Raw genomic sequence first — 15,881 nt, forward strand, 5'->3', positions numbered from 1 at the left:
TACACAATACTATACACATTCTGTATCGGATTCTACTGGATGGTTACGGACAATTATGGACTAATGAGCAGTAAAATCGTTATAAATCATGGTGGTTATGGATTGATACGGACGTTTGGGGAAGTTGAGATGGTGCCGATAATAGGAGTCGAACCTACGACCTTCGCATTACGAATGCGCTGCTCTACCAACTGAGCTATATCGGCACTGATACAACAAAACACAGGGGATGTGCTTCGGGGTAAAAGGTTAAAACTCTGCGGGTGATGCGTCAATGGCCTTATGAATCAAACGCCTATTTTTGCATCACCCGTTTTTTAGTTAAGCACGAATTGTATCGTCGCCGAAGCCGATCCACTTGTAGGTGGTCAGAGCTTCGAGGCCCATCGGGCCGCGCGCATGCAGTTTCTGCGTGCTCACCGCCACTTCTGCACCGAGGCCAAACTGGCCGCCGTCGGTGAAGCGGGTCGACGCATTGACGTACACCGCCGAAGAGTCGACTTCGTTGATAAAGCGGTCGGCGTTACGCAACGTGCGGGTCAGGATCGCATCAGAATGCTGCGTGCCGTGCTGTCGAATATGCGCAATGGCAGCGTCCAGATCGTCAACCAGTTTGACGTTTAAATCCAGCGACAGATATTCGTCGTCATACTGCTGACTCTCCACCGGCACCACGCTTGCCGGGCCATTCTGCAACGGCGTCAGCGCGTTGGCATCCGCATGCAGCGTCACGCCGCTTTCGGCCATCTGCTTGCTCAATGCAGGCAGGAAGGTGTCGGCAATCGCCTTATGCACCAATAGCGTTTCCACGGTATTACAGGTGCTTGGGCGCTGGGTTTTGGCATTGACGATAATCTTCAGCGCCGGTTCAAACTCTGCAGAATCATCAACGTAAATATGGCACACGCCAATCCCACCGGTGATCACCGGTATGGTCGATTGCTCGCGGCACAGCTTGTGCAGGCCCGCGCCGCCGCGTGGGATCAGCATGTCGATATATTTGTCCATGCGCAGCATTTCACTGACCAATGCGCGATCCGGGCTTTCAATCGCCTGCACCGCACCTGCCGGTATACCGCACTCTTCCAGCGCCTGCTGGATAACCTTCACCGTGGCCGCATTAGTGCGCCAGGTCTCTTTCCCACCGCGCAGGATCGCGGCGTTGCCGGTTTTCAGGCACAGGGAGGCGACGTCAACGGTGACATTCGGGCGAGCTTCATAGATAACCCCAACCACACCGAGCGGGACGCGCCGTCGCTCGATGCGCAGGCCGCTGTCGAGCTGCCCGCCGTCAATCACCTGCCCGACCGGATCGGCCAGTTTACACACCTGACGCACATCATCGGCGATGCTTTTTAAACGCGCTGGCGTCAGCGCCAGACGGTCAAGCAGCGCCTCGCTCAGGCCATTGGCTCGCGCGTCGTCGAGATCCCGGGCGTTAGCTCGCAGGATGGTGTCGGTCTGTGCTTCCAGATAATCAGCAATCTTTTCCAGAACCTGATTCTTTTCACGCCCTGAAAGCTGCGCCAGTTTGTACGAGGCCGCTTTAGCAGCGATGCCCATTTGTTCCAGCATTACAGGCTCCTTAACGGGTGATCATGTCGTCGCGATGAACGGCAACCGGGCCATACTCGTAGCCGAGAATGGCGTCGATTTGCTGCGAATGATGTCCGGCAATCCGGCGCAGCGCATCGCTGTTATAGCGGCTGACGCCGTGGGCAATATCGCGACCGTCGAGAGTTCGAATACGGATCACTTCACCACGGGAGAAGTTGCCTGTCACGCTTTTAATGCCTTTTGGAAGTAATGAGCTTCCTCTTTCCAGAATCGCGGAGACGGCCCCTTCATCAACGGTAATTTCACCGGCCGGTGGTGCGCCGAAAATCCAGCGTTTTCGGGTTTCCAGCGGTGAGGTCTGCGCGTGGAAACGGGTGCCAACGGCGATGCCTTCCATCGCATCACCAATTACGCCAGGACGGCTGCCCGCAGCGATGATGGTGTCGATTCCCGCACGGCAGGCGACATCCGCTGCCTGCAGTTTGGTGCCCATGCCGCCGGTGCCGAGGCCGGACACGCTGTCCCCGGCAATCGCCCGCAGCGCGTCGTCGATACCGTGTACATCCTGGATCAGTTCGGCCTGTGGATTGTTACGCGGATCAGCGGTAAACAGCCCCTGCTGATCGGTGAGCAGCAGCAGTTTGTCCGCCCCCGCCAGAATGGCCGCCAGCGCCGACAGGTTATCGTTATCGCCGACTTTAATTTCAGCGGTGGCGACGGCGTCGTTTTCATTAATGACCGGCACGATATGGTTATCGAGCAGCGCACGGAGCGTGTCACGCGCGTTAAGGAAACGCTCTCTGTCTTCCATGTCTGCGCGGGTTAGCAGCATCTGGCCGACATGAATGCCATAGATGGAAAACATCTGTTCCCATAGCTGGATCAGACGACTCTGCCCGACCGCAGCCAGCAGCTGTTTTGAGGCGATGGTGGCAGGGAGTTCCGGGTAGCCAAGATGTTCGCGCCCGGCGGCAATCGCGCCAGACGTGACGATGACAATTCGATGCCCTGCGGCATGCAGCTGCGCGCACTGGCGCACTAACTCAACGATATGGGCGCGATTAAGGCGGCGCGACCCCCCGGTTAAAACACTGGTACCCAGTTTGATAACCAGCGTCTGGCTGTCACTCATGATTCTCTGCCATTCATAATTACGAAAAAGACGTTGTAACAGGACTCAGGCCGCTTGCCAACTCCCCGAAGGCGTTGCGTCGCACTTTGTTGCGCGGGATCAGGAAGCGTAGCGGCAGAAAATGACTTTTTTATGACAGAAACACCCAAACACAGTTATTTAAAATTATTCTTACTTTGTCATAAAACTTTCATTTCGCAGAGTTACAACCCTTCCTGTTTTTTAAATCGGGCGAGTTCCCAAATTTTAGCGCGTATTTTGAACAGGGTTGAAAATGAAAAAAAGCACACTGGCATTAATGGTACTGGGCGTAATGTCTTCCACCGCTACACAGGCCGCAGAAATCTACAATAAAGATGGTAATAAATTAGACCTGTATGGCCGCGTTAAAGCTGAGCATTATATGAGCGATAACGATGCTGTGGACGGTGACCAGTCTTATATTCGTCTGGGCTTTAAAGGCCAGACCCAAATTAACGATCAGCTGACCGGTTTTGGTCAGTGGGAATACCAGGTTGCCGCCAACAAAGTGGAAGGTGACCCGGCGACCACCAAAACCCGTCTGGCGTTTGCTGGCCTGAAAGCGGGTGACATTGGCTCATTCGACTACGGTCGCAACTACGGCGTGCTGTACAACGTCGCGGCTTACACCGATATGATCCCGGAATTCGGGGATGACTCCTTCGTGAAAACTGACAACTTCATGACTGGCCGCGGTAACGGCATGGCGACCTACCGCAACAATAACTTCTTCGGCCTGGTTGATGGTCTGAAACTGGCACTCCAGTATCAGGGCAAAAACGAGAACGACGGACGTGCGGCAACCAAGGCTAACGGTGACGGCTTCGGTACCTCTCTGAGCTATGACTTCGGCGACTCGGGCTTCACCCTCGGCGCGGCCTATTCTAATTCCAACCGTACGCTGACCCAGCAGGATAGCGACTTCGGGAAAGGGTCTGACGCAGAAGCCTGGACCACCGGTTTTAAATATGACGCGAACAGCGTTTACCTGGCCGCAATTTATGCTGAAACCCGTAATATGACGCCAATTTCTGGCACCGCCTCAATCGGTGGTGTGGATACTAAAGTCAGCGGCTTCGCAAATAAAAACCAGGCGTTAGAACTGGTCGCGCAGTATCAATTTGATTTTGGTTTGCGTCCGTCCATCGGTTATGTCCAGTCTAAAGGTAAGGATATTGAAGGCGTGGGCGATGCGGATCTGGTGAAATATATCGACGTGGCAGCCACCTACTACTTCAATAAAAATATGTCAGCCTTTGTTGATTATAAAATTAACCAGCTGAGCGACGATAATAAACTGGCGCTGAATAACGACGACGTTGTGGCGCTGGGCCTGGTTTATCAGTTCTAATTCTCTCCAAAGTAAAAGGCCCTTCAGTGATGAAGGGCCTTTTTTATGAGTTTCGCTTTTTATGCCGACAATCTGACCGGCTGTTTCACATCATCCACAGGTTCGAGTGCCAGATCGAACGTCTTCAACAGATCGCGGGCACGAACGTGAAAATCACGCAACGTCTGCTCCAGACGAGCGGTGACTTCAGCATCTTTGATAGCCGTCGGCTGCCAGTGGCCTTCTTTATTGAACAAGCCAAACTGGTAGCGGTAGGTAAAATGCTTCTCGTGCGCTTCCATTTCCAGCCACCAGCCCCAGAATTCACGCTGCTCCGGTGCGGGTTTGACATTGACGCAGACGGCCAGGCAATCGAAAAAGAAGCGATTATCCTCACACTGCTCTTCGCGGATATACGGGCCAAGGGCAGTGAATTTCTTGATCAGTTTACTCTTCGGGTGTCCACTCGGTAACGTCATTACAGTCTCCTTTAGTGATGTAACTGTTTTACCAAATCAATAGAATTTAGCAATCTATTAACCAAATCTCTGATTGATCCATCCGGCAATTTCTTTCAGCGCTTTATCGAAATTGCGGTAAACCGGCTTGAAGGGGATCTGCATCAGCTTGCCATCCGCAGATGACGAGGTGATTAAGCGCGACTCTTCTTCCGGGCTGAACGGATCGTTCTGCCAGTAGCCGGACAGCATTGGCGTTGGGCAACGACGGCCTAGTAGCCCCTGTGTTTTCAGCGAATAGCGGTTGAGCTCTACGCGCAGCGCATCGTCAGAGGCATCGTGCATGCCCAAACGCGAAGCCAACACGTCGAGATACATCTCCGGCACATGACTCTGCCGCTGCGGGTCACTCAGCAAACCGTGAACCACCGGCCCCAGACACGCCACCGCTTTCAGACGCGACGATTCCAGATACGCCAGGCGTACCGCCACGTTCGCCCCGAAGCGGAAGCCAAACGCCGCGACGCGTGTGTGATCGACCCACGGAATGTTCGGCAGCGATTTCAGTACCTGCTGATGCAGGAAGCTAGAATCCTGAGTCAGTTTCCATTTCGACGAGAAGCCAATCGACGGCATATCCAGGGTCAGCATGGCTATCCCGAGCGGGGCGAGGTATCGCTCGAACAGGCTGTAGTTGTCGCTTTGCAGGGCATCCAGCCCGCCGCACATTAGCACCGTCGGGAATGGCCCTTCTCCCGGGGGCATGTGCAGGAAACCGCTCACCGATGCGCCGCCGGGAATGGTGAATTCCAGTTCACGCATTGAGCCCGGTAAACGCTGGGCGGCTTCTTCATATGCCCGATTGGCCAGCGCCTGGGCCTGCTCGGCCAGGTCATCGCCTTTCAGATGCGGGTACGCAGCAATGCTGTAGAGATTAGAGGCATGCAGCCAGTGACGGCCACTGAGCGCGTCGTCTTGTTCCTGCCCGGCTTTTTGCTGCCAGAGCATCGCCTGCTTAGACCATTCGTAGATCCAGTTACCGCCGCGATAGCCCACCACGGTATCGTACAGATCTTCGTTGGTACGCTCATTGCTGCTCATGACGATACGCGCCTGCACGTCGAGGATTTCCTGGGGCGAAACGCCGCGCCAGACCCACATCAGGCGGTTCATCATCCGATACCAGTGCGGCACATTTTTGCCGTCCAGTGCAGATTGCACCGCCGTCTCGGTGCCATGATTAAAGCGACGCACCAGCGTCGAGGTTTCCGGGTGCTTGAAACGCGGTTTAAAGAGAACTTCGCTGAGATTGGCTTCTGGCATCGCATAGACTCCATTAATACGACATAGCGTCTATTGTAACTCGCCCGGCGCTAAAAAGAACAACGCCCGGTAAACCGGGCGTTGTGATTTGTGATTTTTTGTCAGCTGCGTGGATTAACGACTGCTGATAGGCGGAACGAACACCACGCCCATATCCCACGGCTGCTCAATCCAGGTATCCTGCGGGATATCAATCACGTAGTCATCAACCAGCGGCTGACCGGCCGGTTTAGCGAAGATAGTGACGAAATGCGCTTTTGGATACATTTCACGGATAGCCACCGCGGTGCCGCCAGTGTCGACCAGATCGTCAATCACGATAAAGCCTTCGCCATCGCCTTCCGCACGCTTGAGCACTTTCAGCTCGCGCTGGTTGTCGTGGTCGTAGCTGGAAATGCAGACGGTGTCCACATGACGAATACCCAGTTCACGCGCCAGCAGAGCGCCCGGTACCAGACCTCCACGGCTAACGGCAATAATGCCTTTCCACTGCTCAGAGGGCATCAGGCGCGCGGCCAATTTGCGTGCATGGATCTGCAACATGTCCCAGGTGACGACGTATTTTTCGCTCATGTGATTGTATCCCAGCCTGTTAATACGGCTTAAAAAATGTTCGGGGTGATTCCAGGTTGCGCGAGATTATAGAGATCTGGCGCACTAAAAACCAGTGCTTAACGGCCTTGCAGGGAGTTTTTGCACAGCCTGTACTAGCAGAGACAGCAGAAAGTGGTATTCTCAACGGCATCTCGCAAGTCAGGCCAGCGGCCTGGTTGTCATTGCTAACCCATTACCTGCAAGTCACTTTTGCAGGAGCCGTAAGGAGACTTACCGTGTCTGAACTGTCTCAATTATCCCCGCAGCCGCTATGGGATATTTTTGCCAAAATCTGTTCCATTCCGCACCCGTCCTATCACGAAGAACAGCTTGCCGAACACATCATGGGCTGGGCGAAGGAAAAAGGTCTGCACGCAGAGCGCGACCAGGTCGGTAACATCCTGATTCGTAAAGATGCCACCAAGGGCATGGAAAACCGTAAAGCGGTGGTCATGCAGGCGCACCTCGATATGGTGCCGCAGAAAAACAACGACACCGTGCACGACTTCACCAAAGATCCGATTCAGCCGTACATCGACGGCGAGTGGGTGAAAGCCCGCGGCACCACGCTGGGTGCGGATAACGGCATCGGTATGGCTTCTGCGCTGGCGGTGCTGGCTGATGACACCGTGGAACACGGGCCTCTGGAAGTGCTGTTGACCATGACCGAAGAAGCGGGCATGGACGGGGCATTTGGTTTGCAGGCAAATTGGCTGCAGGCTGACATTCTGATCAACACCGATTCTGAAGAAGAAGGTGAGATCTACATGGGCTGCGCGGGCGGGATCGATTTCATCACCACCCTGCCGCTGACCCGTGAAGCGATTCCGGCAGACTTCCAGAGCTTTAAGCTGACGCTGAAAGGCCTGAAAGGCGGCCACTCCGGCGGTGACATTCATTTAGGTCTGGGCAACGCCAACAAACTGCTGGCGCGCTTCCTGGCCGGTCACGCGGCAGAATTGGACCTGCGTCTGGTGGATTTCAATGGCGGCACCCTGCGTAACGCCATCCCACGTGAAGCTTTCACTACCGTTGCCGTTCCGGCAGCAAAAGTGGAAACCCTGAAAGCGCTGGCTGATGAGTATCTCTCGATCCTGAAAAACGAACTGGCGGCGAAAGAGAAGAATCTGACCGTGGTTCTGGAAGCGGTTAGTGCAGATAAAAACGCCCTGAGCGAAAAATCACGCGATACCTTCATTCAGTTGTTGAATGCCACCCCGAACGGCGTGATCCGCAATTCCGACGTGGCGAAAGGCGTGGTTGAAACCTCCCTGAACGTCGGCGTGGTCACCATGCATGATGACAACGTGGAAATCATCTGCCTGATTCGTTCCCTGATCGACAGCGGTAAAGACTACGTGGTCAGCATGCTGGAGTCGCTGGGTAAAATGGCGGGCGCGCAGACGGCACCGAAAGGCGGTTACCCAGGCTGGCAGCCAGATGCGAACTCCCCGGTCATGCATCTGGTGCGTGAAACCTATCTGCGTCTGTTCAACAAAACCCCGAACATTCAGATTATCCACGCCGGTCTGGAATGCGGTCTGTTCAAAAAACCGTACCCGGACATGGACATGGTTTCCATCGGACCAACCATCACCGGACCACACTCCCCGGATGAGCAGGTTCATATCGAAAGCGTGGGCCAGTACTGGACCCTGCTGACCGAACTGCTGAAATCTATTCCAGCGAAGTAAGTCTCTGATATTGCCCGATGGCGCTAGCGCTTATCGGGCCTACAAGATCTGTGGCGCTGGCGCTTATCGGGCCGACAAGATCTGTAGGCCTATGCCAGCTAAGCGCCGTTGGGCATTCAACCACGCTACAATCCCAACACCAACTGTCTTTCAAGCTGCGGATCGAGCAGCGTTACATGTAATCCCACCAGCCGCACTCCGCGTCCACCGCGCCGTTCATGCCAGGCTTTATAGGCCGTGGCAATCAAATCTTCCTGATTGAGCTTCGGCCAGACGTGCTCCTGCGTGGTCTGCTGAAAATCGTTGAACTTGAGTTTTACCCCCTGACGGGCAATTAACAGATCCGGTTTAACCTTCGCCAGCCGACGCTCCAGTTCAGGATAGAGCTGTCGGGTGATGATCGCTTCGCAGTCTGCCCATTCATGAATATCCTCCGCCAACGTGCGCTCAACGCCAACCGATTTGCGCAGTCGCTCGTTGTTGACATCGCGCTCGTCGATGCCGTTACTGCGCTCCCACAGCACCCGACCAAATTTGCCAAAGCGTTTGAGCAGCATTGCCAAATCACTGTTCTGCACATCTTCACAGGTGCGCAACCCCATGCCTTCGAGCTTGGCAGCGGAGACTTTACCCACTCCCGGGATTTTCGACAGCGTCAGCGTTTTCAGGAACGCAGGTACTTCGTCAGGTGTTATCACGTACTGGCCGTTGGGCTTATTGAGATCGGAGGCGATTTTGGCGAGAAACTTCACCGGGGCGATGCCCGCCGAGGCGGTGAGATTCAGTTCACGTTCGATGGTCTGGCGAATTTCCTGTGCCATCAGCGTGGCAGACCCCTGACAGTACAGGCTGTCGGTCACATCGAGATAGGCTTCGTCGAGCGACAGCGGTTCAATCAGCGAGGTGTAGCGGGAGAAGATCTCGCGGATATGAATGGATGCCTCTTTATAGGCATCAAAGCGGCCCGGCAGCAGCGTCAGGTGCGGACAAAGTTTGAGGGCCATGCCGGTGGGCATCGCGCTGCGCACGCCAAATTTACGTGCCGGATAATTGGCGGTGCTGATAACGCCGCGCCGTTCACGGCTGCCACCGATGGCAATCGGAATATCGCGCAGGGCTGGATTATCCCGCATTTCAACGGCGGCAAAAAAGCAGTCCATATCAACGTGGATAATTTTGCGCATACTCAGCCCTCACAGATTACTGTGTAAGTATACAGTACATTTATCAGAAATGAGAAGCGTGAGGTTTTGTAGGCCGGGTAAGCAGAGCGCCACCCGGCATTTTTCCCGGCAGCACTGCATTCGCCGGGCCTACATTACGGACTAGAGGATACGGGTTTGCTGGCGCTGCGCTTCGCGGGCCATCCGTTTTTTCCGCGCATCGCACGGTTCCGGACAGTCACACACTTTTTCCATCCCCAGCGACGAGATGCCCCCGCAGCTGCCCTGGATGCTTTTACGCTTCACCAGATAGCCGAGTGACATACCGAAGATGACCAGCACAAACACCACAAAGGTCGCCAGAAATACCGTTAACATCATCAGCCTCCAAAATCATCGAGCATGATGTTTTCATCCTCAACGCCAAGATCTTTCAGCATACGGATAACCGCCGCGTTCATCACCGGTGGCCCACACATATAGAACTCACAGTCTTCCGGTGCAGCGTGATGTTTGAGGTAGTTCTCATACAGGACGTTGTGAATGAACCCGGTATGCCCGGTCCAGTTATCTTCCGGCTGCGGGTCGGACAGCGCGACATGGAAGGTGAAGTTCGGGTTTTCCCGCGCCAGCTGTTCAAACTCCTCGTCGTAGAACATTTCACGCAGCGAACGCGCCCCATACCAGAAGCTGATTTTACGCTTGCTGCCCAGCCGCTTGAGCTGATCGAAAATATGCGAACGCATCGGGGCCATCCCTGCGCCACCGCCGATAAATACCATCTCGGCGTCGGTATCTTTGGCAAAGAACTCACCAAACGGCCCGGAAATCGTCACCTTATCGCCCGCTTTCAGCGACCAGATATAAGAGGACATAATACCCGGCGGCACATCCGGCGCTGACGGCGGCGGCGTGGCGATACGGACGTTAAGCATAATAATGCCTTTCTCATCCGGGTAGTTCGCCATCGAATAGGCGCGCAGCGTTGGCTCTTTGACTTCGGAAACATAGCGGAACAGATTGAATTTATCCCAGTCTCCGCGGTATTCGTCCGGCACGTCAAAATCGGCGTAGGCCACTTTGTGCGACGGGCACTCAATCTGAATATAGCCGCCCGCGCGGAACGGTACGCATTCACCTTCCGGGATTGCCAGTTTAAGCTCTTTGATAAAGGTGGCTTTGTTATCATTGGAGATAACTTCGCATTCCCATTTCTTCACGCCAAAGATTTCTTCCGGCAGCTCGATTTTCATGTCCTGACGCACCGCGACCTGACACGCCAGACGGCAGCCCTCTTTCGCTTCACGCTTGCTGATGTGTGACAGTTCGGTCGGCAGAATATCGCCGCCGCCCTCTTTCACCGTCACCCGGCACTGGCCGCAGGAACCGCCGCCGCCGCAGGCGGACGACACAAAAATGCCGTTGCTCGACAGCGTGTTCAGCAGTTTGTCCCCTGCCGGAGTACGGATTTGCTTGTCGGCTTCATTATTGATTTCAATCACCACGTCGCCGGAATTCACCAGCTTCGCGCGCGCTGCGAGAATCAGCAGTGACAGCGCGAGAACAATCAGCGTGAACATCACCACGCCAAGAATAATTTCCATAACCTACGCCCTTATAGCTGCACGCCGGAGAACGACATAAAACCTAATGCCATCAGTCCGGTGGTGATAAAGGTGATCCCTAAGCCACGCAGTCCTGCGGGCACGTTGGCGTATTTCATTTTCTCGCGGATCCCCGCCATCGCGACGATCGCCAGCATCCAGCCGATGCCGGATCCAAAGCCGTAGACCACAGATTCAGGGAAGTTGTAGTCGCGCTGCACCATAAACGAGACGCCACCGAAGATTGCACAGTTCACGGCGATCAGGGGGAGGAAGATCCCCAGCGCGGTGTACAGCGACGGGAAATACTTATCGAGGATCATCTCGAGAATTTGCACCAGAGCCGCGATCACCCCGATAAAGGTGATGAAGTTGAGGAAACTAAGATCCACCCCTTCCACCAGCGCACCGTCGCGCAGCACCAGGTTGTAAATCAGGTTGTTAACCGGCACAGAAATACCGAGAACCACCGTGACCGCCACGCCCAGGCCGAACGCCGTAGAGACTTTCTTCGACACCGCAAGGAACGTACACATGCCGAGGAAGAAGGCCAGCGCCATGTTTTCAACGAACACTGCGCGGACAAAAAGACTAATGTAGTGAGCCATAATCGGTTACTCCTTCTCCTGCTGTTCCGGCTTCCAGCTACGCAGCGCCCAGATAATCAGACCGATGATGAAAAAGGCGCTCGGCGCGAGCAGGAACAGGCCATTCGGCTGATACCAGCCGCCGTTCTGCACGGTTTGCAGAACGGTGATACCGAACAGTTTGCCGCTGCCAATCAGTTCGCGCAGGAACCCGACAATCATCAGGATCGCGCCATAGCCCAGGCCATTACCGATGCCATCCATAAAGCTTGCCAGCGGCGGGGATTTCATGGCGTAGGCCTCTGCACGGCCCATCACGATACAGTTGGTGATGATAAGCCCCACGAACACCGACAGCTGTTTTGAGACTTCATAGGCATAGGCCCGCAGCAGCTGATCGACCACGATAACCAGCGAGGCAATGATCGCCATCTGCACAATGATGCGCACGCTGTTCGGAATGTGGTGGCGGATCATTGAGATGAACATGCTGGAGAACGCCGTCACCAGCGTCACCGCGATGGTCATCACGAAGGCCGTTTCCAGCTTGGTGGTGACCGCCAGTGCCGAGCAAACGCCCAGCACCTGCAGCGCAATAGGGTTGTTGGCGACCAGCGGTCCCGTCAGCACCCGTTTTACTTCTTTCATATCACCGAGCTCAGCCATTGTTCAGGCCTCCTTCACGCATCTGTTTCAGGAACGGACCAAAGCCCTGCTCCCCCATCCAGAAATCAAAACTGTGCTGTACGCCGTTCGACGTAAGCGTCGCACCGGAAAGCCCATCCACCGCGTATTCATCGCCCTGACGTGCGCCGCCCTTCACCACTTTCAGCGATGGCATGCCGTTATCATCAAGGACTTTCTTGCCGATGAACTGCTGACGCCAGTTCGGGTTTTCGACTTCACCGCCCAGCCCCGGAGTTTCGCCCTGGTCGTAGTAAGTGATGCCTTTTACCGTGCGCCCGTCGGTATCGAGAGCCACAAACGCGTACATCATCGACCACAGGCCGTTGCCGTAAATGGGCAATACCACCTGCTGCACTTTCTGCTGCGGGTCTTTTACCAGATAGATTTCGACCACGTTGCTACGACGTTTGATGCCTGCCGGATCCTCACTGGCATCCAGTTGAGTGCTCTGCGCCGGATCCTTTAACGCCAGCCCCTGGTTAAAGGAGGCCGGGTCTTTATCCAGCAACGTGCCGCTTTTTAAATCCAGCAGACGCGGCGTAATGCGTTCGGCAAAAAGTGAGGCCACGTCATTGGGCTTCATGTTCGGCTGCATCAGTCCGGTGACCGCCAGAATATTGCGCTGTTTATCCAGCGCACGCTGTTCCTGCTGGCGAGGTTTCAGCCCCACCGCTGACCCGGCGACAATCACCGAGCAGACCAGGCAAAGCACCAGCACCACCAGCAGCGTTTTGCCGATGCTATCGTTACTTTTCACTTCAGCCACGCGACTTCCTCCGCTTGATATTGGCCTGCACCACCAGGTAATCGAACAGTGGCGCAAAGAGGTTGGCAAACAGAATCGCCAACATCATTCCTTCCGGATAGGCCGGGTTCACGACGCGGATCAGCACGCACATCGCACCAATCAGTGCGCCATAGCACCACTTCCCTTTATCAGTAAACGATGCCGACACCGGGTCGGTCGCCATGAACATCATGCCGAAGGCAAAGCCGCCGAGCACCAAATGCCAGTACCATGGCATGGCAAACATCGGGTTAGTGGCAGAGCCAATCAGGTTGAATAGTGTAGCGGTGGCAATCATGCCGAGCATCACGCCCGCAACGATGCGCCAGGAGGCGACGCGACCAAAAATAATGATCGCCCCACCCAGCAGGATCATCAGGGTTGAGACTTCTCCAATCGACCCCGGTATGTTGCCGAGGAACGCGTCCATCCACGTCACTGGTTGCCCGGAGGTGATGTTGACCAGTGCTTCTCCGCCCTTACTCGCCCACTGTGAAAGTGGGGTCGCACCGGAGAAACCGTCAGCCGCGGTCCACACCAGGTCACCGGAGATTTGCGCCGGGTAGGCGAAGAACAGGAATGCACGTCCGGCCAACGCCGGGTTGAGGAAGTTACGCCCGGTACCGCCGAAGATTTCCTTGCCGATAACGACACCAAAACTGATGCCGAGCGCGGCCTGCCACAGCGGCAGGGTCGGCGGCACAATCAGTGCGAACAGAATCGAGGTAACAAAGAAGCCTTCGTTGATTTCATGCTTGCGCACAATAGCGAACAGCACCTCCCAGAAACCGCCGACGATAAACACGGTGAGGTAAATAGGCAGGAAGAACACCGCGCCCAGCCCCATCATGCTTAGCCAGCCCGCGTCCGGTCCAAAGTTAACCCCCAACCACTGCGCGGCGGCGTAATGCCAGTTCCCGGCGATGACCTGTTGTAATTGCTCTGGTCCGTACAGCTTATGCAGCGCCGGAATGGTTTGCAGGCCCACGTTGTACATGCCCCAGAACATCGCCGGGAACACCGCCAGCCACACCAGAATCATCATGCGTTTCAGGTCAATAGCATCACGGACGTGCGAGGCACCTTTGGTCACCAGACCTGGCGTATAGAAAATAGTCGCCGCGGCTTCATACAGCGGGTAGTACTTTTCCAGTTTGCCGCCGTGGGTAAAGTGCGGCTCAATTTTTTCCAGCAGATTTTTCAAGCCCATTACTTATCCTTCCTGCTCAATGCGGGTTAAGACGTCACGCAGCACCGGCCCGTACTCGTATTTCGCTGGGCAAACGTAGGTGCAGAGCGCTAAATCTTCTTCGTCGAGTTCCAGACAACCCAGTGCCTGGGCGCTGTCGGTGTCACCGGCCAACAGGTCACGCAGTAACAGCGTCGGCAGAATATCCAGCGGCATCACGCGTTCGTAGTTGCCAATCGGCACCATCGCCCGTTCGCCGCCGTTGGTATCGGTGGAGAAATTGAACAGCTTGCGCTTGAGGAAATGCCCAAGCGTGGTGCGGGTGATAGAGAATTTGTCTTTGCCGGGCATCACCCAGCCAAACAGCTCTTTTTCGCGCCCTTCTTTTACGACGCTCACCTGCAGGTGATAGCGCCCGAGGAAGGCGGTCGGCCCCTGAGCGTGCGTGCCGTTAAGCACCGACCCGGAAATCACCCGATTTTCACCGTCGGCCAGTTCGCCCTGCACCAGTTGTTCGAGGCTGGCCCCAAGCAGTGTTTTCACCAGACGTGGGGTTTTTACCTGCGGCCCGGCCAACGCAATCACGCGTTCGGTCCACAACTCACCGTCGACAAACAGTTTCCCGATGGCGATAACGTCCTGGTAACTGAGATGCCAGACCTGTTTGTTCAGGCTGACCGGCTCAAGGAAATGAATGTGCGTCCCGGGCAATCCTGCCGGATGCGGGCCGCCAAATTCGTTGTAGGCCACCTGGCCGAGCGGATGCCCGCCAAGCTTGCCGCCGCTGGCCTGGCAGACGTGTACTTTGCCATCGGTCAGACGCGTTAGCGCCGTCAGCCCGGCGTTGAACGCATCGCGGTGTTGATAGATGATTGGCTGCGGATCGGCCGCCAGCGGATTGGTGTCGATGGCGGTCACGAAAATGGCCGCGGGCACGCTGTCAGGCGCAGGGATTTTGCTGAAAGGTCGGGTGCGCAGACTGGTCCACAGGCCGGATTCCAGCAGCGGCTGTTGCACCGCTTCGCGAGGGAGGGTGGCCAATTCTGCCGTGCCCACCCGGGGGAATGTGACGGCATCGTCGCCCTCAATATCAATCACCACCGCTTGCAGGATACGACGCTCGCCACGATGGATAGCGCTAATGACCCCGCTCGCCGGAGCGGTGAAGCGCACCCCAGGATTCTTTTTGTCTTCAAAAAGCACCTGGCCTTTCTGCACCCGGTCGCCTTCCTGAACTGCCATGGAGGGGCGCATACCCCGATATTCTTCGCCCAGTACCGCCACGCGTGAGACGGCGGGACTGTCGGCTATGTGCTGTGACGGTGCGCCAGCGATGGGCAAATTTAGCCCTTTTGTGATTTTAATCATGTCGTTAGCAGGTATCCGTAAACGTGACTACTAAACCCAGCGTAGAGAAAAACAAGAAAGGAAAACCGATGCCAGAGTGCGCTGCTGGCGGCAGTACGATAAGAGTAAAGCATCCTTTCTTAACCTGGTCGTGAATCGCGGGAAGTTTACAGGATGTCGCACAGAAACGCAGCATTTACGCGGCTCGCAGGTCGGTATTTGCGAGCGAATACGCAAAGTTCTGACTGCTTTTGCGATAAAAAGCAGGTATAACGCTAAAGTAATTTGTAAACCCCACTTTCCGGGCTTGCGAAAAACGTTGGTGATGATAATGTGAGCGCACCAAATCAAGATAATTCTGATTTTGAACCCTAATTTCGGGCCTCCCGGCCTGGCTTCACCGTTTTA

General features: G+C 55.4%; 15 protein-coding genes and 1 tRNA gene. 2 read left to right on the top strand and 14 right to left on the bottom strand.

Features of this window, described 5'->3' with window-relative positions; translation table 11 throughout:
• Positions 1-130: 130 nt before the first annotated feature.
• From SIK69_RS04080 to proB, 3 genes are all read right to left on the bottom strand, one after another.
• Positions 131-206: transfer RNA gene (locus SIK69_RS04080), tRNA-Thr, on the bottom strand.
• A gap of 115 nt (positions 207-321) precedes the next feature.
• A complete protein-coding gene (gene proA, locus SIK69_RS04085) occupies positions 322-1,575 on the bottom strand; it encodes a glutamate-5-semialdehyde dehydrogenase (protein ID WP_319785474.1) in 1,254 nt (417 codons plus the stop codon).
• A gap of 10 nt (positions 1,576-1,585) precedes the next feature.
• Entirely contained in the window at positions 1,586-2,689 is a 1,104-nt protein-coding gene (proB, locus tag SIK69_RS04090; protein ID WP_319785475.1) for a glutamate 5-kinase, read from the bottom strand.
• 274 nt (positions 2,690-2,963) lie between these two features.
• Between proB and SIK69_RS04095 the strand changes: the two genes are divergently transcribed.
• Positions 2,964-4,061 carry a porin gene (locus SIK69_RS04095; RefSeq protein WP_319626606.1) on the top strand — a complete coding sequence of 366 codons (1,098 nt, stop codon included), beginning with the start codon at positions 2,964-2,966 and terminating at the stop codon, positions 4,059-4,061.
• Between the two features lie 59 nt (positions 4,062-4,120).
• Here SIK69_RS04095 and crl read toward each other — a convergent pair whose 3' ends face one another.
• From crl to gpt, 3 genes are all read right to left on the bottom strand, one after another.
• Positions 4,121-4,519 carry a sigma factor-binding protein Crl gene (gene crl / locus SIK69_RS04100; RefSeq protein ID WP_319626605.1) on the bottom strand — a complete coding sequence of 133 codons (399 nt, stop codon included), beginning with the start codon at positions 4,517-4,519 and terminating at the stop codon, positions 4,121-4,123.
• A gap of 57 nt (positions 4,520-4,576) precedes the next feature.
• Positions 4,577-5,821, bottom strand: coding sequence for an esterase FrsA (gene frsA, locus SIK69_RS04105; protein ID WP_319626604.1), 1,245 nt, complete (start codon positions 5,819-5,821; stop codon positions 4,577-4,579).
• Between the two features lie 114 nt (positions 5,822-5,935).
• Positions 5,936-6,394: a xanthine phosphoribosyltransferase gene (gpt, locus tag SIK69_RS04110; protein WP_097161350.1), complete on the bottom strand. Its 459-nt coding sequence runs from the start codon at positions 6,392-6,394 to the stop codon at positions 5,936-5,938.
• 257 nt (positions 6,395-6,651) lie between these two features.
• Between gpt and pepD the strand changes: the two genes are divergently transcribed.
• The gene (pepD, locus tag SIK69_RS04115; protein WP_319626603.1) at positions 6,652-8,109 is read left to right on the top strand and encodes a cytosol nonspecific dipeptidase; all 1,458 of its coding nucleotides are present in this window, start codon (positions 6,652-6,654) and stop codon (positions 8,107-8,109) included.
• Positions 8,110-8,234: 125 nt separating this feature from the next.
• On the opposite strand, the gene dinB is transcribed toward pepD, so the two are convergent.
• The 8 genes from dinB to SIK69_RS04155 all read right to left on the bottom strand — a co-directional run bounded on the left by dinB (position 8,235) and on the right by SIK69_RS04155 (position 15,494).
• The gene (gene dinB / locus SIK69_RS04120) at positions 8,235-9,293 is read right to left on the bottom strand and encodes a DNA polymerase IV (protein WP_319785476.1); all 1,059 of its coding nucleotides are present in this window, start codon (positions 9,291-9,293) and stop codon (positions 8,235-8,237) included.
• 141 nt (positions 9,294-9,434) lie between these two features.
• Complete coding sequence (gene nqrM, locus SIK69_RS04125) at positions 9,435-9,650, bottom strand: (Na+)-NQR maturation NqrM (RefSeq protein ID WP_319785497.1); 216 nt, start codon at positions 9,648-9,650, stop codon at positions 9,435-9,437.
• A 2-nt stretch (positions 9,651-9,652) separates the two neighbouring features.
• Positions 9,653-10,876, bottom strand: a complete 1,224-nt coding sequence (gene nqrF, locus SIK69_RS04130; protein ID WP_319785477.1) for an NADH:ubiquinone reductase (Na(+)-transporting) subunit F — start codon at positions 10,874-10,876, stop codon at positions 9,653-9,655.
• An 11-nt stretch (positions 10,877-10,887) separates the two neighbouring features.
• The gene (nqrE, locus tag SIK69_RS04135) at positions 10,888-11,484 is read right to left on the bottom strand and encodes an NADH:ubiquinone reductase (Na(+)-transporting) subunit E (RefSeq protein ID WP_319626599.1); all 597 of its coding nucleotides are present in this window, start codon (positions 11,482-11,484) and stop codon (positions 10,888-10,890) included.
• Positions 11,485-11,490: 6 nt separating this feature from the next.
• The gene (locus SIK69_RS04140) at positions 11,491-12,129 is read right to left on the bottom strand and encodes an NADH:ubiquinone reductase (Na(+)-transporting) subunit D (RefSeq protein WP_319626598.1); all 639 of its coding nucleotides are present in this window, start codon (positions 12,127-12,129) and stop codon (positions 11,491-11,493) included.
• Positions 12,122-12,916, bottom strand: a complete 795-nt coding sequence (locus tag SIK69_RS04145; protein ID WP_319626597.1) for a Na(+)-translocating NADH-quinone reductase subunit C — start codon at positions 12,914-12,916, stop codon at positions 12,122-12,124. The genes SIK69_RS04140 and SIK69_RS04145 overlap by 8 nt, the downstream gene beginning before the upstream one ends.
• On the bottom strand, positions 12,909-14,147 hold the full coding sequence (locus tag SIK69_RS04150; protein WP_319626968.1) for an NADH:ubiquinone reductase (Na(+)-transporting) subunit B: 1,239 nt from the start codon (positions 14,145-14,147) through the stop codon (positions 12,909-12,911). The genes SIK69_RS04145 and SIK69_RS04150 overlap by 8 nt, the downstream gene beginning before the upstream one ends.
• 3 nt (positions 14,148-14,150) lie before the next feature.
• Complete coding sequence (locus SIK69_RS04155; RefSeq protein ID WP_319785478.1) at positions 14,151-15,494, bottom strand: Na(+)-translocating NADH-quinone reductase subunit A; 1,344 nt, start codon at positions 15,492-15,494, stop codon at positions 14,151-14,153.
• Positions 15,495-15,881: the final 387 nt, after the last annotated feature.

The sequence above is a fragment of the Scandinavium lactucae genome, from assembly GCF_033843265.1.
In the GTDB taxonomy this organism is placed as follows: Bacteria; Pseudomonadota; Gammaproteobacteria; order Enterobacterales; family Enterobacteriaceae; genus Scandinavium; species Scandinavium lactucae.